The organism is Treponema sp. UBA6852, assembly GCA_002449305.1.
Classification (GTDB): domain Bacteria; phylum Spirochaetota; class Spirochaetia; order Treponematales; family Treponemataceae; genus Treponema_D.
The window spans coordinates 1-18,515 of record DKDI01000025.1; the positions used below are offsets into that span (position 1 = coordinate 1).

Annotated in this window: 17 protein-coding genes; 13 read left to right on the top strand and 4 right to left on the bottom strand. The window is 39.7% G+C overall.

Translation table 11 applies throughout. The features are described from left to right. Positions 1-76: 76 nt before the first annotated feature. The 5 genes from B3209_RS05320 (at position 77) to B3209_RS05340 (ending at position 5,648) form a co-directional block, all read left to right on the top strand. Positions 77-1,042, top strand: coding sequence for an Hsp33 family molecular chaperone HslO (locus B3209_RS05320; protein ID WP_296663666.1), 966 nt, complete (start codon positions 77-79; stop codon positions 1,040-1,042). A gap of 535 nt (positions 1,043-1,577) precedes the next feature. Next, a complete protein-coding gene (locus B3209_RS05325; RefSeq protein ID WP_296663672.1) occupies positions 1,578-3,032 on the top strand; it encodes a S41 family peptidase in 1,455 nt (484 codons plus the stop codon). Beyond that, positions 3,029-3,838: an RsmE family RNA methyltransferase gene (locus B3209_RS05330; RefSeq protein WP_296663673.1), complete on the top strand. Its 810-nt coding sequence runs from the start codon at positions 3,029-3,031 to the stop codon at positions 3,836-3,838. Before B3209_RS05325 ends, B3209_RS05330 begins: the two co-directional genes overlap by 4 nt. Position 3,839: 1 nt before the next feature. Beyond that, positions 3,840-4,580, top strand: coding sequence for a WecB/TagA/CpsF family glycosyltransferase (locus tag B3209_RS05335; RefSeq protein ID WP_296663676.1), 741 nt, complete (start codon positions 3,840-3,842; stop codon positions 4,578-4,580). A gap of 141 nt (positions 4,581-4,721) precedes the next feature. Further along, complete coding sequence (locus tag B3209_RS05340) at positions 4,722-5,648, top strand: sigma 54-interacting transcriptional regulator (protein WP_296663678.1); 927 nt, start codon at positions 4,722-4,724, stop codon at positions 5,646-5,648. Here B3209_RS05340 and B3209_RS05345 read toward each other — a convergent pair. Both B3209_RS05345 and B3209_RS05350 read right to left on the bottom strand, forming a co-directional pair. After that, the gene (locus tag B3209_RS05345; protein WP_295797321.1) at positions 5,635-6,363 is read right to left on the bottom strand and encodes an RNA methyltransferase; all 729 of its coding nucleotides are present in this window, start codon (positions 6,361-6,363) and stop codon (positions 5,635-5,637) included. The two genes, B3209_RS05340 and B3209_RS05345, sit on opposite strands and share 14 nt — an antisense overlap. A gap of 12 nt (positions 6,364-6,375) precedes the next feature. Further along, entirely contained in the window at positions 6,376-6,924 is a 549-nt protein-coding gene (locus B3209_RS05350; RefSeq protein ID WP_296690100.1) for an STAS domain-containing protein, read from the bottom strand. 210 nt (positions 6,925-7,134) lie between these two features. Between B3209_RS05350 and hisD the strand changes: the two genes are divergently transcribed. Genes hisD through B3209_RS05370 form a run of 4 tightly spaced genes read left to right on the top strand, consistent with a single transcriptional unit; the run spans position 7,135 to position 11,094 of the window. After that, positions 7,135-8,448 carry a histidinol dehydrogenase gene (hisD, locus tag B3209_RS05355; protein WP_295797328.1) on the top strand — a complete coding sequence of 438 codons (1,314 nt, stop codon included), beginning with the start codon at positions 7,135-7,137 and terminating at the stop codon, positions 8,446-8,448. 18 nt (positions 8,449-8,466) lie between these two features. Beyond that, a complete protein-coding gene (gene def, locus B3209_RS05360; RefSeq protein WP_296690102.1) occupies positions 8,467-9,045 on the top strand; it encodes a peptide deformylase in 579 nt (192 codons plus the stop codon). Beyond that, positions 9,046-10,059, top strand: coding sequence for a methionyl-tRNA formyltransferase (gene fmt / locus B3209_RS05365; protein ID WP_295797341.1), 1,014 nt, complete (start codon positions 9,046-9,048; stop codon positions 10,057-10,059). A gap of 3 nt (positions 10,060-10,062) precedes the next feature. After that, positions 10,063-11,094: a PASTA domain-containing protein gene (locus B3209_RS05370; RefSeq protein WP_296663687.1), complete on the top strand. Its 1,032-nt coding sequence runs from the start codon at positions 10,063-10,065 to the stop codon at positions 11,092-11,094. 252 nt (positions 11,095-11,346) lie between these two features. Here B3209_RS05370 and B3209_RS05375 read toward each other — a convergent pair whose 3' ends face one another. Beyond that, positions 11,347-12,687, bottom strand: coding sequence for an acetate kinase (locus B3209_RS05375; protein ID WP_296690130.1), 1,341 nt, complete (start codon positions 12,685-12,687; stop codon positions 11,347-11,349). A 278-nt stretch (positions 12,688-12,965) separates the two neighbouring features. Here B3209_RS05375 and B3209_RS05380 point away from each other — a divergent pair, with 278 nt between their 5' ends. Next, entirely contained in the window at positions 12,966-14,069 is a 1,104-nt protein-coding gene (locus B3209_RS05380) for an aminopeptidase (RefSeq protein WP_296663689.1), read from the top strand. A gap of 5 nt (positions 14,070-14,074) precedes the next feature. Here the strand turns inward: B3209_RS05380 and B3209_RS05385 are convergent, their stop codons facing one another. Further along, positions 14,075-14,917, bottom strand: a complete 843-nt coding sequence (locus B3209_RS05385; protein WP_296663691.1) for an ABC transporter ATP-binding protein — start codon at positions 14,915-14,917, stop codon at positions 14,075-14,077. A gap of 73 nt (positions 14,918-14,990) precedes the next feature. Here B3209_RS05385 and B3209_RS05390 point away from each other — a divergent pair, with 73 nt between their 5' ends. From B3209_RS05390 to B3209_RS05400, 3 genes are read left to right on the top strand one after another with little or no spacing between them, the layout of a single operon-like run. After that, positions 14,991-17,057, top strand: coding sequence for a glycoside hydrolase family 95 protein (locus tag B3209_RS05390; protein WP_296663693.1), 2,067 nt, complete (start codon positions 14,991-14,993; stop codon positions 17,055-17,057). A gap of 57 nt (positions 17,058-17,114) precedes the next feature. Continuing rightward, positions 17,115-18,038, top strand: coding sequence for an aspartate carbamoyltransferase (pyrB, locus tag B3209_RS05395; protein WP_296030011.1), 924 nt, complete (start codon positions 17,115-17,117; stop codon positions 18,036-18,038). Beyond that, complete coding sequence (locus tag B3209_RS05400; protein WP_296010882.1) at positions 18,038-18,475, top strand: aspartate carbamoyltransferase regulatory subunit; 438 nt, start codon at positions 18,038-18,040, stop codon at positions 18,473-18,475. The genes pyrB and B3209_RS05400 overlap by 1 nt, the downstream gene beginning before the upstream one ends. The last annotated feature ends 40 nt before the right edge of the window (positions 18,476-18,515 follow it).

An 18,515-nucleotide genomic window follows, 5' to 3' on the forward strand; every position in this document is an offset into this window, starting at 1 on the left:
TTTTTACATGCGTTTGCCCTGTAATTGCCGCCGATTTAAGTTTACATAAATTCTGTTTCTTACTATTATATATTCCATGATAAAAGCACAGATAAATGATAACGAGCTGAACAGCCATATTGATTCACTTGAAAAAGATGGACTTTCTATTTTTGTAATGGCGGACGGACGAGCAAGAGGCGCGCTTTTTCATGGAACACGTTTTGTAAACCAGCTTCGTTCTCAGCATAACCTTGGAATTCTTGAGACAATGGTTTTGGGGCAGGCATCAATCTGTGCCGCTCTTATGATTCCCACTATGAAAGGAAAGGAACATCTTACTTGGCATTATGACACAAACGGTCCTGCAAAAGGATTTTCTGTTGAAGCTGATTCTTCAGGCTATGTGCGCGGATTTTTGTATGAAAACCATATTCCTGTGGAAAAGCCTTTAGAAAGCTGGGATTTAAGTCCTTTTCTTGGGGATGGAACAATGACAATGTCAAAAGTTCATCCGGGCGACAAAACTGCGCAAACCAGCTCTGTGGAAATTCTTTATAAAAACATCACTAAGGATTTGGCTTGGTTTTTCCAGCAGTCTGACCAGATTCGCACGGCGTTCAACACAAGCATTTTTATGGACAAAAACGGACGCGTGATGGGCGCAGGCGGAATGTTTGTTCAAGTTATGCCTGAAACTGGCGGAACAAAAGATTCCGGCTCGAATACAGCAAGCGGCGCAGACCAGAAAGTGGATGAAGAGCTGATAGAAAAAATTGAAAACGCTTTTTCTGCCTGTCCTTCGCTTGGCAAGTGGTTTTCTGAAAAAGGCAAGGCAGAAGACATTGTGCACGGTCTTTTCCGCGAGTTTGAGCCTGCGATTGCAGTTGAGCGCGGCATAATTTTTGACTGTCCGTGCAGCAAGGAAAAATATATCGGCTATTTAAAGACACTTCCAAAAAATGAGCTTGCCGACATAAAGCAAAACGGCCCTGACCCGCTTGAAATTGTCTGCCGCAACTGCGGAAGTGTTTACAAAATCCCTGTAAGCGAGATTATTTAACAAGGAGTTTTTTAATAAGCTCTAAATGTCATTGAAGTACTTGATGTGGCAATCTTTTGATACAGATTTCCGGGGCAAGCCCGAAAATGACATAAAAAATACTTCATTAAAAAAGCCGGCTAGAGATTCTAGCTGGCTTTTTTGTTTTCTTCATCTATTTCAATTTAAAACAAAAAAACTGCCGAAGCCCACCCGCAACGACAGTGAAAACGTCTTTAAATCAATAAAAGTATTGTTCTTATTATATATCAGCTTTTAGTTAAAGTCTATTGTTATTTAAAAGCAGTTTGAATGTCGAATTTTGTTGTCATTATCGGGCTTGACCCGATAATCTGTTAAAAATTTACAGTAGATTGCCAACCGAGTTTGCTGTGCAAACTTCGCAGTGTCAAGCACGGCAATGACAAACTTTTTAGTGCTGGAATAAACACAGTTAAACAGTTACTTTTATCAAAAGTCAAATTGAATCAAGCACTTTTTTATTCAATATAAATATGCCCTTGAACAGTGCCTTAAAAGGGCTTAAAATGGAGCAATGAAAATCGCAAAGAAATTATTAAAAGCTACGCGGATTTTTTCAGCGTTTATATTGTTTTCTATTTTTGCCTCGCAGTGTTTTTCGCAGTCTAATTCTTCAAGCTCAGACATAGATTCAGCAAAGCAGCGTCAGTTTCTTAAAGTTATAGATCAATTGTATTATTTTATTCAGCAGAATTATGTGGAAGAAGTTGATCCGCAGATTTTGTATGAAGGCGCATTAAAGGGAATGCTTGGCGCGCTTGATGACCCTTATTCAGTTTATATGGCGCAGTCTGAATGGAGAAGCCTTACCGACACAACTGTTGGAAACTTTGGCGGCGTTGGACTTTCCATAACAAAGCCTCTTGTTTCCACAGAAGAAAAGCCCGCTTATGTTGAAGTTGCCGAGCCTATAGAAAATACTCCGGGCGCAAAGGCTGGAATTCAGTCAGGAGACTTGATTATTGAAGTTGACGGCGTGGACACTTCTACAATTACGATGGATGAAGTTTTGAGCATGCTGCGCGGAACTGTTGGCGAAAGCGTTACTGTAAAAATCCGCAGAAGAAATTCTCTTGAATTTGAGCGGACTCTTGTGCGTGCTGTTATCCAAAATCCGTCTGTAAAATACGGAATGATTGAAGGTGAAAAAATAGGCTACTTGCGTCTTACGGAATTTTCTGTGAACACTGCGGCAAAAGTTCAGGAAGCTTTGGATTCATTCAAAGAAGCTTCGTTTAACGGACTTATTATAGACTTGCGGAATAATGGCGGCGGACTTTTGGACAGCGCGGTGGACATTGCGGATAAATTTATTGATGAAGGCATAATAGTTTCCACAAAAAGCCGTCTTGCTTATGAAAATGCGGTTTATCATGCTGTAAAAAGAAAAACTGTTGTGCGCGGCATTCCGATTGTTGTTCTTATAAACAGGGCGACTGCAAGCGCAAGCGAAATATTAAGCGGAGCTTTAAAAGACACAAAGACCGCTTATCTTGTAGGCGAAAAGTCATTTGGAAAAGGAAGCGTTCAGGTTCCGCGCGGACTTGTAAACAACGACGGATTCAAAATCACCGTGGCAAAATATTATTCTCCGAGCGACACGAACATTGATAAGATTGGAATCAAGCCTGATTTGGAAGTTCTTTACCCGGACTTCACAGAAGAAGAGCAAAACGACTGGCACGCTCTTGAAGAATCTGGCGCAATAGCAGATTATGTGGATTCTCATCAGAACATGACAGAAGCGGAAATTGCTTCCTATGCTAAAACGTTGCGTAAAAAATACAAGCTTGAAGAGAGGCTTCTTAGAAAAATGATACGCAACGAGCTTGACAGGACGCGTCCGCCTCGCCTTTACGATCTTGACTATGACAGCCAGTTAAATGCAGCAATCGAAGTTATAAAAGGCGGAAACTTTGCTGAGCTTATGGCTTCGACAAAAACTTTAAAAGAACAGCAGGAACAATGAGGCAATTTATTGTAGAAACTCCGCTTGACTCTAATGGTTGCATTTGCATTGAAGGAAAAAAATATCATTACTTGAATTCCGTTTTAAGAGTTAAGTGCGGCGACATGATTTATGCAAGGCTTTTGAACGGTTCTCTTCAGCAGATGACCGTTGCAAAGATTGATTCTTGTGAAAAAAAAATAATTCTTCAGGTGGCGGGAAAGCTAAATTGCAACAATTCTGTCTTGCAGGCAATTCCTGTTTTAAAAAAGCCCAAGACGGAAATTTATCTTTTTCAGTTTGAGGCAAAGCCTCCAAAAATGGATTTGATTATAAGGCAGGCTACGGAATGCGGAGTCTGCGGAATAATTCCAGTGGAAGGTGAATTCTGCCAAAAAGGAAACATTGAGTCCGCGCGGAAAAAAGCCGAATCAAAAGATGAACGCTGGCAAAGAATAATAACGGAAGCAAGGCAGCAAAGCGGTTCTCCTGTTGAAACAAAAGTTTTTCCTTCAGTTTCTGTGGATGCGGCTTGCAGTTTTTGGAGAAATTTGCAGGCGGAACACAAGGCGGCGGTTGTCCTTTATGAGAGAAGCGATGGAACAAAGAGCATTTATAATGCGCTAAAAAATGCCGATGTTATAAAAAAGGAAAATGCAAAAATTGCAGTTGCGGTTGGCGCGGAAGGTGGAATTTCTGTGCAGGAAATCAGCATGATGAAAGAAAGCGGATTTATTCCCGTGCATTTTGACACAAATATATTGAGATGCGAAACTGCTTCTTTGTACGGAATTGCGGCTTTGCAGACTGCTTTAAGTGGAGAATAAAATGGCGGTTCAACGTATAGAACTACTCGGTGTTCCTGTGGACGTTTGTTCTAAGCAGGATTTGGAAGAAAAGATTTTGCAGCTTTTGGAAAAAAAAGGTCCTTCCCAAATTTCATTTATAACAATCTGGGACTTTATGAAAATCCGGCGCAAAAACGAATACGCAGAAAGCATAAGAAATGCCGACTTGATTCTGCCTATTTCAAAAAGCATTTTGTCTGGGGCAAAGTTTCTTAAAAAGGCTGTTCCTTTCAGGCATAATCCATTTGACGCGTTTATAAGCATTCTTTCTATTCTTGAAAGCCGCTACAAGTCGTTTTATATTTTCGGCGGAAGAAAAAAAGCTCTTGCCGCTGCGGAAAAAAATATGCGTTCTACTTTCCGCGGACTTCAGATTGTGGGAAGATGCGTGGGCTATTATCAAAAGCAGGACGAAGAAAATATTATTCAGGCGATTTCAAAAGCGTCTCCATCTTTGGTTCTTGTAAGCGAAGGAATTAAAAAGAAAGATTTTTGGAGCTATTCAAATAGAGAAAGATTTTCTTCTGGAATTTTTATGTATTACCGGGACGCAGTTGGAATTTTAAGTAAAAGAATCAAACGTGTAAATCCAAAAACTTTTGAAAAAGGACATGAAGTTTGGGGAGAAATTATCAGAAATCCGCTTAGAATTTTTTTGATTTTTCCATTCTTGTGGTATATAATTCTTCTTGTCTGGACAAAACTTTTTAAAAAGGATTAGAGGCTTTTGCCAAGGGAGAGAATTTTAATAGTTTCAAGTAGAAAAGAATTTATTTCTTTTTGCAAAGTTGTTTTTAGCCGGGACTTTGATTTCTTTTGTGTGCAAACAGAAGAAATTTCTTTTATTCGTCCGGAATTTTTTTTGGTTCTGGCAGTTTTAATAGACGGCTCTTGTTTTTCCTGCGGTGAATCTTCCTACATTTCTAAATTTTTCAAAAATACACTTGAGCGTCCAGTTTTTGTTTGCTTTAAAGAATCTGACTGCCTAAAATATATTTCTGAGCTGGTAAAACTTAAAGCCGAAGTTTCTTCGCCTTGCAAAGATTTGTTTTGTGAAGAAAAACTGGATGAATGTATTTGCGCAGAAAACAATTTGTGTCTTGGATTTAAAGCGCAGATTGAAATTGCCTGCAAGAGCGATTCCACGGTTTTGCTGCTTGGCGAAAGCGGTTCTGGAAAAAATCATACTGCCCGTTTTATTCACGAAAATTCAATAAGAAAAAACGGCAAATTTACTTCTTTTAATCTTGCTGAAATAAATCCAAATTTAATTGAAAGTTCGCTTTTTGGTTCTATAAAAGGCTCTTTTACTGGAGCGGAAGAAAATTCTGGAATTTTTGAAGAAGCTTCTGATGGAACTCTTTTCATTGATGAAATTTGCGAGCTTAGCCTTGAAAGCCAGGGAAAATTTCTTGGAGTTTTGGATTCAAAGGAATTCAGCAAAGTTGGGAGCAGCAAAAAGCTCAGTCTTGATGCGCGTCTTATTTTTGCAACAGATTCAAAAATTTCAGAGCTTGTTGAAAAAAATCTTTTTAAAAAACAGCTTTTTTACAGAATCAGTGTTCTAGTTATAAATGTTCCACCGCTAAGAGAACGCAAGGATGAGCTTTTAAAAATTGCAGAAGATTGCGCTGCTGTGTTTGAGAAAAAACTTTCTGCCTGTGCAATTAAAAAACTTATGGATTTTTCTTGGCCGGGAAATATCAGGCAGCTAAAAAACTGCATTGAACGTTCTTGTGTCAGCGCAAAAAAAGAAATTCTCTTTGCAGATGATATTATCTTTTTTTAGAAAGACCTGCTGCTTTGTCGAATATTTTTTCTATATATTGCGCTTCGCCTTCGCTTAAAGCCGAGCGGGACAAAATATCACGCCAGAAAATTTCCATGTCTTTGCGTCCTGTAACAGAAAAAAATCCGATTTTCTGAAGATTATCTGCGATTGTTGTTACAGTTTTTTTCAGCCTTTTTGAATCTATTGGCGTGTATCCAATTTTATTTTTTTCATTGTAGCGGAACAAAGTGTAGCACATAATCTGCACGGCATGGCTTAAGTTCAGCGAGCCGAATTCTTCGCTTGAAGGAATTGTAACGCCCATTTCGCATTCAAGGATTTCGTTGTCGTCAAGTCCGGTTCTTTCGTTGCCAAACACAACTGCGACTTTTCCGCCTTTTTTTTCTGTTCCTGAAATTCTATTGGCTACTTTTGCAAATTCTTCCGGCAGAAGAAGCTTGCCTTTGCGTTTTTTTCCCCGTCGGCGTGTTGTTCCGCATGAGCAGGCACAGTCAGAGCAGGCTTCGGTTATTGAAGAAAAATATTCGGCATTGTCAAAAATATATGACGCATGAATTGCAAGAACGTGGACTTTTTCCAAGTCGATTTCTTCTTTTTTTCCTACAATCCGCAGTTTATGGATTCCGTTGTTTGCCATTGCCCTGCAAGCGGCTCCAATGTTCCTAGGTTCTTCCGGGCGCGATAAAACTATAACGATATTGTCTAAATTCATAAAATCAAGTGGCTAGCCTAAAAAAACATTTCCGTTTTGGTCGATTACAATAATTGCCTTGCAGTCGGAGCATCTGAAACGTCCGCTTTTTACGGCTTTTAGTTTTTTGGAGCAGACAGGGCATTCAAAAATCTTTGGGAATGTGGAATCATTGCCGTCTTTTTCTTTTTTCAAATAGTCTTCCGCATCTTCCACAGATTCTTTAATGTTGAAAACCTGGCTGAATCCCAAGAGTTGAAAGACTTCAAAGACTTTTGGCTGAACTCCCGTAAAAACAATTTCGCCGCCGTTCGATTTTGCATTTTTTTCAATTGAAGTGAGCGAGCCGATTCCTGTTGAAGAAACATAAGTCAGATTCTGGCAGTTAAAAACAATGTTCTTAAATCCCGCTGAAATAATTTTTGCTGCCTGTTTTTGGAAATACGCTGAATTGTATGTATCGATGTATCCGCTAAGCGTTACAAGGATAGAATTTGAGGTTCCTTCAATCTTGCTAAGGAAAATCTCGAGGCTTCCGTCTTTTTCGTCATTAAAGCCTGGCACTAAGTCGTTATTATCCATGTCATGCGCTCCAGAAACAATATTTTTAGAGATACTCAAATACTATATCGAATTTCGTTAGCTGTCAAATTGCGCTGCGGATTTTGTCTTAATTGTAAAGTTCACGTCTTTTTGATATAATTGAATTCTATTTTTAGGCTTTGTTTTGAATTGCTGTAGAATTTGAATCAGTATTAGAAAGCAGCTAAAAATGGAGAGGAGGCTATTTTAATGATAAAAATTCAAAAGGCTGATGAAGTTGAAGAAGAGTTTTTTTGCACTCGCAATTTCGGAGAGTCTATAGAATCAGTCCGCGATATTTTAAGAAATGTAAAGCTAAGAAAAGATGAAGCCTTGCGCGAGTACAGCAAAAAATTCGATTTGGCTTCTCCACATAATTTAAAAATTCCAGAGGAAACTTTAAAAGCTGCTGCGGAAAAAATGCAGTCCGAAAATCCTAAGCTTTATGATTCGCTTTGCTATTCTAGGGATTTGGCTGTGCGTTTTGCAAAGAGACAAAGAGAATCTTTTGATGACTTTGAAATTGAGCTTGAGCCGGGAGTTTTTACAGGCCAGAAAAATATTCCTGTTGAAAAAGCCGGGCTTTATGTTCCTGCAGGAAGATTTCCGCTTGTTTCAACTGTTGTAATGACAAGTTCTCCTGCAATTGCTGCCGGTGTAAATGAAATTATTCTTTGTACTCCTCCGCGGAAAAATCCGGATGGAAGCGGTGAACCTTATGCTGACGAAAACATAATGGCGGCATCTTATATCTGCGGAATAAAAGAAGTGTTTGCTTGCGGCGGCTCTCAGGCTATTGCGGCAATGGCATTTGGAACAGAATCAATTCCTGCCGTTGATGTTATTGTTGGTCCTGGAAATAAATATGTTGCGGAAGCAAAAAGGCTTGTTTATGGAACTGTTGGAATCGACATGATTGCAGGTCCTACAGAAGTTTTTATAATCGCTGACAAAACTGCGAATCCTGTTTGGGTTGCGGCGGATCTTTTGGCGCAGGCAGAACATGATATTGTGGCTCAGCCTGTAATGGCAACAGACAGCATGGAGCTTGCAGAAAAAGTTTCCAAGGAAATTGAAAAGCAGCTTGAATCCTTGCCTACAAAAGCGACCGCGGAACAAAGCATAAATACTTTTGGGCGCATAATTGTTACAAAAAATCTTGAGCAGGCGGCGGAACTTGCAAATAAAAAAGCTCCTGAGCATTTGGAGCTTGCGCTTGATGCTAGCCTTGAGCGTGAAAAAATCCAGTCTCTGGTTCATAATTACGGCTCTCTTTTTATTGGCCACGGTGCTGCGGAAGTTTTTGGAGATTATGCTGCGGGCTTGAATCATACATTGCCGACTTCTGGAAGCGCAAGATTTACAGGCGGATTAAGCGTCCGTTCGTTTATAAAAACTGTTACAACTTTGCGCACAGACAATACAAAGTCCGGTGCAAAAAAATCTGCTGAATCTGCCGGTTTCTTGGGAGACGCGGAAGGACTTGCGGCTCATGCAAAAGCTGCAAGATTAAGACTTGAATAAAATTTAAGGCTGGAAAAAATGCGAATATGTAAACTTGGCGAAGATGTTTTAAGACAGAAATGCGTTCCTGTTGAACTTAATGAAATAAACGATGAATTGCGCGCCACTTTAAATGAAATGTTTGAGACAATGATTAGCGCAGACGGAGTTGGTCTTGCGGCTCCTCAAGTTGGAATTTCAAAAAGATTCTTTGTAGTTATTTCAGATGACAATGTGCGCCGTGTTTTTATCAATCCTGAAATTATAAAAACTTCCGCAGAAAATTCTGAATATGAAGAAGGCTGCCTTTCTCTTCCGGGTGTGTCTGAAAAGATTGTCCGCCCTGTAAAAATTTCTGTCAGCGCAATTGATGAAAATGGAAAACGCTTTGTTCTAGATGATGCTGACGGACTTCTTGCAAGAATTATTCAGCATGAAAATGACCATTTGGACGGAATTCTTTATATTGACAGAGGCGATGAAGAATTTAAAAATAAAACCGTAGAGCTTTTTAAGAAAAAAGCAGAACGCGCCCAAAAAAGGCTTGCAGAAAAAGAAGCAAAAAAACGCAGCCTGGAAGCAAAACTTGCGGCTAAAAATGCAAAAAAAGGAAAATAAATGCTGAAAGTTTTGTTTGGCGGAAGTCCGGCTTGTGCTGCAAAAGCACTGGAACTTATATTAAAAGACAGCGCAATGTCAAATTCGGTGCCAGAAGAAGAATATAAAATTGTCGGTGTTCTTACAAATCCGCCGTCTGCGCAAGGCAGGCACAAAGAGCTTATTCCAACTGAAGTTGAGCAGTATACGCTTATCTGGAACCGGGCAAGAAATGACAATATAGCGGTTTTTTCTCCAGAGCATATAAAACAGCCTGAACGCGAGCAAATTGCAAGCCTTGAGCCTGATATTTTTGTCTGCTTTGCCTATGGACATATTCTTGGCCCTAAGTTTTTTTCTTTGTTTAAATTCGGCGGAATAAATCTTCATCCGTCTTTGCTCCCAAAATACCGGGGCGCAACTCCTGTAAATGCCGCGATTTTAAATTGCGATGATGAAACAGGTTTTTCAATACAAAAGATGGCTTTGGGCATGGATGAAGGAGACATTTTATATCAGCAGAAAGAACGCCTGACCGGAACAGAAACAGCCGAGCAGGTTTTAAAGAACAGCGCGCTCTACGGAGGAATGAATATAACTCAAATTCTGCGCAAGATTGCAAAAACTGGAAAGCTCCCGGATTCATTTCCACAGGAAGGAAAGGCTTCTTATTGCTCCATAATAAAAAAAGAAGATGGAAAAATAAACTGGAACAACAGCGCGGAAAAAATAGATGCGCAGATAAGAGCTTATACACCTTGGCCGGGCTGTTTTACAACTTCTGGAAATCTTCAGCTTAGGATTCTAAAAGCCAGGGCGGCAAGCAAAGTCGCGGCACAAGATCCTTCTATTGTAAAGAATACTTCGGCAGTTCCAGGAACGGTTCTTGAGTACAATAAGCAGCGCGGAATTCTTATTCAGACAGGAAGCGGAGTTTTGATTGCTACAGAGCTTCAGTGGCAGGCAAAAAAAGCCATGGATTATAAATCTTTTATGAACGGAGCCAGAAATTTTATAGGCACTGTTTTGGAGTAAATGATGGACAAAAATAAATTCAAGGACATTCTTCAAAAGGCAAGAGTTCAATTTAACGGCCGGCTTGACGATTTAAGGAACGGCGGAAAAACTGTCGTGATAACAGTTCTTCTTGCTTTTGTTATAATGACGGCTTCTTGTCTTGTTGTTTTTTTTATGACGGTTCAGGGAGCGGAAAAAGTTCTTGTGCCAGATGTTACAGGAAAAAGCCTAACGGATGCTCTTTTGGAACTTCAGGCAAAGGAGCTTTACCCAAAAATTCTTTTGAAATATTCAGAGATTCCTGGCGACAAGGGAACTATTCTGGAACAGAATCCAGTTTCCGGGGCGATTGTAAAAGCTTACCGCAGAGTGAATTTGACAGTGAGCCGCGGAATTCCAATTGACTATATAGAAGATTATTCAGGAAAAAATGTTGACGAGGTTTTGAATACTCTGGAATTTTTGTTCAGCGGAAACGATTCTCTTGTGAAGCTCTCTCCTCCTGTTTACCAAAAGAGCGAATTTCCAGCCGGAACAATTCTTGCGCAGTATCCAGAAGCCGGAGCTCCAGTTTCAGAAAAAATCAACCTTCAGTTTGTTGTAAGCAGCGGAACGGAAATTCCAAAGACAGAAGTTCCTAACATTGAAGGACTTTCTATAAAGCAGCTTCTTTCAAAACTTGGAGAATATAAAGTTATTTTTGATTTTGAAGTTGAAGAAGATTCAAAAAGCCCTGCGGAAGGAATTATTTCTGATGAAGAAAAGCTTTCAGGTCAAGTTGAAGTTTTCTCAAGAGTGAAAGCCACGTTGAAAGTTCAGCCTGCAACTGAAAAAGCAAAAACAGCGCAAGGAATTTTTTCTGCGGAACTTCCAGAATATCCATACCCAGTCCCTGTAAAACTGGATTCTCAGGATCAGAACGGAAAACTTGTTACGCTAGCTGAATTCTGCCATCCGGGAAAGCATTTTACAGTTCCTTATGATGTAAAGAAAAACACAACGCTGATTTTGTATGTTCTTGATGAAGAATATGCGAAAGTTGTTGTGGAATAAAAAGTTGTCTTTATTTTTTTTCATGCAAAAATTCACTCAAAACTCACTGAGTTTTCACTCAAAAGTCAGTGAGTTTTTTTTAAAAGTTACTGACTTTTTACCCAAAAGTTACTGAGTTTTGACCCAAACCTCACTGACTTTTGACCTGTTTGCTTAAAAACCATGAAAATTCTTAAAAAAAAGAATCCCAAAAATTATCTTTAACTTTTGGGATTCAGTTTAAAAATGCCGGCAGATTGTTTTTGCTAGCTTTTATTTTTTTGGAGGACGAGCGATTACTTTTGCAATGTTCGGGCGTTTTACAAGGTCGCCTTTTAGTCCTTCTTCACGCGCTTTGTTTACATAGTCTGGAGACTGGAAGCTGTAAGTGAAGTTTGTGTGAACATCATAAGTTCCCTGCATAAGAGCGAATGCGTCTTCTGTCATAACAAGTTCTTCATCTGTTGGAATTACAAAAATCTTTGTCTTGCTGTCGTCTGCGGAAATGCAGGTTTCGGCGTTTCCAGTGAATGACCATTCATTTTTCTGCGCGTCGATTTTGATTCCGTAGTTTTCAAGTCCGCTCAAAGATTTTCCGCGTGTGATAGGTCCGCGCTCTCCAACTCCGGCAGTAAATACTATAGCGTCAACGTGTCCTAGCTCAGCCATGTATGCGCCTACATATTTTTTTATGCGGAGAGCTTCCATTTCAATGCAAAGCTGGCAAAGCTTGTCTCCGTTTGCGGCTGCAATTTCAATGTCGCGGCGGTCTGAGTATTTTTCTGTGATTCCAAGGCAGCCTGATTTTTTGTTCAAGGCTTTGTCCATTTCGTCAGCGGACATTCCAGTTTTGCGCATGATGTAGAACGGAAGAGCCGGATCAACGTCTCCGCTTCTTGTTCCCATTACAAGGCCTTCAAGCGGTGTGATTCCCATTGAAGTGTCGTAGCACTGTCCGTTTTTTATGGCGCACATTGAAGAGCCGTTTCCGATGTGGCAGATTATAAGGTTTGTGTCTTTTGGCTCTTTTCCGAGAAGGACAGCCGCTCTTTTTGCAGTGTAAAGGAAAGATGTTCCGTGAAAACCATAACGGCGTGCGGCATACTTTGTGTACCATTCACGTGGAACTGCATACATAAATGTTTCTTCTGGCATTGTCTGGTGCCATGCTGTGTCCATTACAGCGCAATGCGGAACATTTGGCATTACTTTTTGCGCGGCTTCAATTCCCATTATATTTGCCGGCATGTGCAAAGGTCCAAGGTCAACAACTGAACGGAATGTTTCAAGAACTTCTGGAGTTATAAGAACAGACTTTGTGAATTTGTCTCCGCCGTGAAGAACTCTGTGGCCTACAGCTTTTATTACAGACATATCAGGAATAACGCCGATTTCTTTGTCTGTGATTGTATTCAAAATAAGCTCGATTGCTTCCTTGTGCGTAGGGCAGGCGCTTTTGATTTCCGTCTTGTTTCCTTTTGCCTTGTGTGTGATACATGAGCCTTCAATTCCAATGCGCTCAACTACACCGTTTGCCAGAACTTCCTTGTTGTCCCAGTCATAAACTTGGTATTTTGCGGAAGAAGATCCGCAATTCAATGTAAGAATTACCATAGCCATAAAATGCCTCTAAATAAAAATAATACCAAATCATTATATTAACATGGAAGAAAAATTTCAACTTTGAAAAAGTGCTGCAAGAGCACATCTGTAAAAACGGTTTCTTAATTGTCATTCTCGTGCTTGACACGGGAATCTTTTACATTATATTAGATTATCCGGTCAAGCTGGATAATGACGTTAAATTATAAAAACTTACGCGCAATAGCATTTGGTTTGTGTTTGCGCTATAATTTTTGTCGTTTGGAATTTTAAAAATACAAGAGGAAAATATGTCTTTGTTTGGAAAAAAAGAAAAGACTCCGGCGCAGACCGTGATAGAAGATGTCTGCAAAATAAAAAAAGGCGAAAAGGTTTTGGTAATTGCGAATCCTGAAACAAGTGTTATAGCGCAGAATTTATTTACAGCTGCCCTTGATTCCGGCGCAAAGCCAACGCTTATTTATCAGACTAAAAAAACTTCCGCGGATTTTGCAGAAGAAACTGTTGTGGGCGCAATAAAATCTGAGCCGGATGTAATTTTTTCAATTTCGGAAATAAAGCTTGGAAAAGATGAAAAGGCGATTGCTTCTCCTTACAAAGCCGCAGACGGAAAACTTTACGACAACACTTTTGACTGGCTGCTTTCTGAAAAGAAATCAATCCGCGCGGTGTGGACTCCGGGACTTACAGAAGATATGTTCAATAGAACTGTAAATATTGACTACAAGCTGCTTGGCGAACGCTGCAAAAAACTTTGCGAAAAATATGAAAATGCAGTCTCTGTTCACGTTACATCTCCTGGCGGAACGGACATTGTTGTTGGACTAAAAGGACGCAAAGGCATGGTTGACGACGGGGATTTTAGCAAGCCTGGAAGCGGCGGAAACATTCCTGCTGGCGAAACTTTTATAAGTCCTGTTGTTGGGACTTGCGAGGGAACTATTGTCTTTGACGGAAGCATGACATTTAGCGACGGAGATTCAATTTTAAAAACTCCGATTTGCGTAAAAGTTGAAAAGGGCTTTGTTTCGGAAGTTAGCGGAGGCGAAGAGGCAAAAAGGCTTTTGAAGGATATTCAGCAGGCAGAAAAAGATGCGGTTTCTATGGAAAATTCAGGAAAGCTTCCAAAAGGTCAAGGCGAAATTTATGCGAAAAACGCAAGAAATATCGGAGAGCTTGGAGTTGGCTTGAATCCTGCCGCTGGAATTACCGGAAATATGCTTGAAGACGAAAAGGCTTTTAGAACCTGCCACTTTGCAATCGGGGAAAACTATGACGGAGATGCTCCTTCTTTGATTCACTTTGACGGAGTTGTAAAAGAACCTACTATTATAATCAAGTATGAGGACGGAACAGAATTTGCAGTCCTCAAAAATGGAGAACTGCAAATTTAAGTCTTTTATTTTGTCTTTGGAGACATGGCTTCGGATTGCTGCGAAAGGAATTCCCTTGTCATGTCTTCATTATGCTTGAGCATTGCCGCAGGAATTCCGTAGGCTTTTTCAAGATCGTCGTTTGTCATAACTTCTTCTGGAGTTCCGTAAGACATATCTTTGTTCGGATAAATCAAAAGGACTTTTTCTGCGTATTTGCGTGAAAGGTCAAGCTCGTGCATGGAAATAAACATTGGAGTTTTTGTTGCTTCAGAATATTCACGCAGGTATTTAAGGGCAGAATTCTTCTGGCGATCTTCCATTGCAAAAAGAGGCTCATCCATGAAAATTCCTGTGCTTCCGTAAAGCAGGCTGAATGCCAAAAGGACACGCTGGTTTTCTCCTTTGCTGATTTCTGTAAGTCCATGATTCATAACGGAAGAAAGTTCGAACTTGTCCACAACTTCGCTGAACAAATCTTCTGTTTTAATTCCTTTTGCATTTGCCTTGAGTTCCCCGTTTTTATAAACAAAAGAAAGCAGATTTTCAACTTTCTCGTTGCTTTCAAATTCCATGTTCTGATAAATTACAGAAGCCAGAAGGTTGCGCTTTTCTTCATCAAGGCTTGCAATGTCCTGCCCTAAAAGCTTTACTTTTCCTTGTGAAGGAATGAGCCTTCCGCTTGCAAGAAGCATAAAAGTTGATTTTCCGCAGCCGTTCGGTCCGATTATGCTTGTAAATGCTCCAGGAAATCCTCCTGAAAAATTTTCAAAAACTGGTGAAGGAACAATTTGTTTTCCGTTTTCGTCAAGGTCGCCTTCAACTGGCGGATATGAAAAAGAAACGTTTTCAAAGTCAATAAAATTCATGTGTCTAGGTTATTGTAATTTTGAAGAAAATGCAATGTAGAAATTTATCTATGACTGTGCTAGAATCTTTTGCATGAAATCTATTTGGTATAAAAATCCTGCTGAAAATTTTGGCGAAGCAATTTCTGTTGGAAACGGAAGAATCGGAGCGACTGTTTTTGGCGGAACAGGACACGAAAAAATATATTTAAATGAAGAATCTGTATGGTCTTGCCGCTATTCAGATAGAAATAATAAAAATGCAAAGGATTCTGTAAACGGAATAAGAGCTTTGCTTAATCAAGGACGCGAGCTTGAAGCTCAGGAACAAGTCTTTGAATGTTTTTCCGGCTCTCCAAGTTCTCAGGCTTCTTATAAAAGCGCAGGAATTGTTTCAATTGATTTTTACGACGCAGAGCATCAGGGGCTTTTAGGACCGGACTCTGGCGACAAGGGAACTTTTTCTTCATACGATTCTTACAGGCGCGAGCTTGATTTTTCCAGCGGAATTTGCTCTTCAAGTTTTTCTCTTGAATCTTCCGCGCCAAGCACAGCGGATCTTTCAAACGGAACTAACGGAAGCTATGTTACTTTTACGCGCGAATGTTTTGCTTCTGCTTCTTCCGATGTTTTGGTTTATCATATTTCAGCTTCCATGCCAAAAAGCATTTTCCTTAGGCTCAAGATTGAAGGCGAAACTTTTCCGAAGAAATATAATCTTACAGAAGACACTATTGTAGCTTTGTGCGATTCTGACATTCCTTTTGCGGCGATGGTTACTGCTGTTGCTTGCGGCGGAACAGTTTTTACTCATGGAGACAATCTGATTGTAGAAAAAGCCGATGATGTTACACTTTACATTGATGTTGAAAGTGCGTACAGAAAAATGCGTTTTAGAAAAAAAGGCGGAAACAATTTTAGAAATCCGATGGTTTTTGCGTCTAAGTGCGCGGACATTGCATTGAAGAAAGTCTGCTTTGCTTCTGGCACTTCCTACGAAAATTTAAAGAGTGACCAGACTTTGGAATTTTCTGCATGGAATCAGCGTTCTATTCTTTCCTTGGAAGGCCTTGAAACTGACGGAAAATCAGTTGACGAAATTTGCCAAGATAAAAAATCCGCAAAATTCCTTGAATGGATTTATTCGAAATATAAGCTTATTTCTAGCTGCAAGGAACAGGCATCTCTTCCTTCTGTGGCAAACGGAATTTGGACAGACAAAAAATCCGCAGGAAATTTCAGTTTGCAGGACAAAAGTTTTTACAGATACAGTTCGGGAATTCTTGGACTTGAAAAAATAAATTTGCCTTTGTTCAAACTTGCAAAAAGAATTTACAAGCGCGGAAAGGCAACAGCAAAAAAAATGTACGGTTGCCCGGGATTTGTTGTGCACAATTCAACTGATATTTGGGGCGACACTGTTCCATGTGGCACTGATTTTAGAACTTCGTATTCCTCTCTTGGAGCCTGTGCAATTGCAAAAGCCGCATTGGATTACTATGAATACTCTCTTGACCGAAAATTTTTAAAGAGACATTTTTATCTTTTTAAGAAAGCTTGCGATTTTTTTGCGGAATATCTTGTTCCTGTTGATGACAAAAAATTCCTTTCGCTTAGTCCTGCTTTTACAAATGGATACGAAACAAGAAGCGGTTCTGTTGCATATATTGCTTTGGAAAATATTTCTGAAAACAAAATTGTAAAGGAACTTTTTGAAAACACATTAGCGGCAATGAAATATCTTGGATTCAAAAATTCAGAAAAGCTTTTTATAAAGTACAGTTCGATTATGCAGAAAATAAAATGCGCGGAAGAAGAAAGTTCTGCGGAAAATACAGCAAGTACTTTTGACAGCTTTCTTTTGGATTCTGCGGATTCAATTATTTCAAGCAAAATTAAAAATGGCCGTGTGGAAATTTCTTTGCTTTCTAATTTACCATCTGAATGGCAAAGCGGTTCTCTTACAAAAGTTTGCCTTAAAGGAAATATTCTTGCGGACATAAAATGGCGCGACGGAAAATTTGAAGATGCCCGGCTTTATACTGAGCAAGGAACTGTCTTTATGAAGGAGTTGACTATTTGTTACGGCGGAAAAAAATACAGCTCGCAGCTTTCAGACGGTTCGCTTGATATAAGAAACGTTTTGCCAACGACTGTATAATCTATTTGCATAAAGTTTCCCCTTGTGATATGATAGCGAAAATTTCAGGGGGCTTGAATGTTAAAAGGAAGACATCTTATTGAACCGGCGGATTTGACCGTCAGTGAAATTGATGAAATTTGTTCTTTGGCAGAACAGATGATTGTAGATCCAGCTTCTTTTCAGGATGTGTGTCGCGGGAAAATTCTTGCGACACTTTTTTTTGAGCCGAGCACAAGAACTAGGCTTTCTTTTGAAGCTGCGATGCTTCATTTAGGTGGAACTGTCGAAGGCTTTGCTGATGCGAGCTACACTTCTTCTACAAAAGGCGAAACTTTGGCAGACACAATAAGAGTTGTAAGTTCCTATGTTGATGTTATTGCGATGCGTTCTCCAAAAGAAGGCGCAGCATTGCTTGCTTCAAGATACAGCCCTGTTCCTGTAATCAATGCGGGCGACGGCGGACATTCTCATCCAACGCAAACTCTTACAGACCTTGTTACAATCCGTGCGCTTCAAGGCGGATTTGAAGGACATACGATTGGCTTTTGCGGAGATTTGAAATTCGGAAGAACAGTACATTCTCTTACTCAGGCAATGAGCCGCTACAAGAATAACAAATTTGTTTTTATCAGCCCGGAAGAATTGAAAATTCCTTCTTACATAACAGAAGATTTGCTTAAGCCTGCCGGAATAGAATTTGAAACTGCTGAACGTTTGGAAGATGTTATTGGCGAGCTTGATATTCTTTACATGACTCGTGTTCAAAAAGAAAGATTTTTTAACGAGCAGGATTATATCCGCCTTAAAGACAGTTATATTCTGAACAAAGAAAAAATGAAACTTGCAAAACAGGACATGATAGTTCTTCACCCTCTTCCACGTGTAAACGAAATTGCTCCGGAAGTAGATGATGATCCGCGCGCTGCTTATTTTAAGCAAGTGAAATACGGAATGTTTGCGCGCATGGCTCTTATTGCAAAACTTACAGGAGCGCTCTAATGATTAATATTGCTGAAATTAAAAACGGACTTGTAATCGACCATATTCAGGCTGGAACTGGCTGGAAAGTTTTCAAGTGGCTTGGCTTGGACAAAGTGAGTTTTTCCACCGCATTGATTATGAATGCCTCTTCTAAAAAAACAGGCAAGAAAGACATAATAAAAATCGACAACATTATAAATATAGATTACAGCGTTCTTGGCTTTATAGATTCCAACATAACTGTAAATGTAATTCAGGATTCAAAGATAACAAGAAAAATAAAAATGGAACTTCCTGAAAAAATTGAAAATGTGATTGAATGTAAAAACCCTCGTTGCATTACAATTACAGAACACTATGTTCCGCAGGAATTTAAACTCGTCAACAGAGAAAAGAAAGAGTACCGATGCGTTTATTGCGATGCTCTCCATAAGGGAACTCTTTCAGTTGAGTGATTTTTCTGCTAACTTTCCCACACTGAAGTTAATTGATATT

Coding starts and splice junctions, on each gene's coding strand:
- fmt (WP_295797341.1), top strand. CDS start 9,046: ATGCTGAAAGTTTTGTTTGGCGGAAGTCCGGCTTGTGCTGCAAAAGCA.
- B3209_RS05350 (WP_296690100.1), bottom strand. CDS start 6,924: ATGGATAATAACGACTTAGTGCCAGGCTTTAATGACGAAAAAGACGGA.
- B3209_RS05345 (WP_295797321.1), bottom strand. CDS start 6,363: ATGAATTTAGACAATATCGTTATAGTTTTATCGCGCCCGGAAGAACCT.
- B3209_RS05330 (WP_296663673.1), top strand. CDS start 3,029: ATGAGGCAATTTATTGTAGAAACTCCGCTTGACTCTAATGGTTGCATT.
- pyrB (WP_296030011.1), top strand. CDS start 17,115: ATGTTAAAAGGAAGACATCTTATTGAACCGGCGGATTTGACCGTCAGT.
- def (WP_296690102.1), top strand. CDS start 8,467: ATGCGAATATGTAAACTTGGCGAAGATGTTTTAAGACAGAAATGCGTT.
- B3209_RS05325 (WP_296663672.1), top strand. CDS start 1,578: ATGAAAATCGCAAAGAAATTATTAAAAGCTACGCGGATTTTTTCAGCG.
- B3209_RS05390 (WP_296663693.1), top strand. CDS start 14,991: ATGAAATCTATTTGGTATAAAAATCCTGCTGAAAATTTTGGCGAAGCA.
- B3209_RS05380 (WP_296663689.1), top strand. CDS start 12,966: ATGTCTTTGTTTGGAAAAAAAGAAAAGACTCCGGCGCAGACCGTGATA.
- B3209_RS05385 (WP_296663691.1), bottom strand. CDS start 14,917: ATGAATTTTATTGACTTTGAAAACGTTTCTTTTTCATATCCGCCAGTT.
- B3209_RS05320 (WP_296663666.1), top strand. CDS start 77: ATGATAAAAGCACAGATAAATGATAACGAGCTGAACAGCCATATTGAT.
- B3209_RS05400 (WP_296010882.1), top strand. CDS start 18,038: ATGATTAATATTGCTGAAATTAAAAACGGACTTGTAATCGACCATATT.
- B3209_RS05370 (WP_296663687.1), top strand. CDS start 10,063: ATGGACAAAAATAAATTCAAGGACATTCTTCAAAAGGCAAGAGTTCAA.
- B3209_RS05375 (WP_296690130.1), bottom strand. CDS start 12,687: ATGGTAATTCTTACATTGAATTGCGGATCTTCTTCCGCAAAATACCAA.
- hisD (WP_295797328.1), top strand. CDS start 7,135: ATGATAAAAATTCAAAAGGCTGATGAAGTTGAAGAAGAGTTTTTTTGC.
- B3209_RS05335 (WP_296663676.1), top strand. CDS start 3,840: ATGGCGGTTCAACGTATAGAACTACTCGGTGTTCCTGTGGACGTTTGT.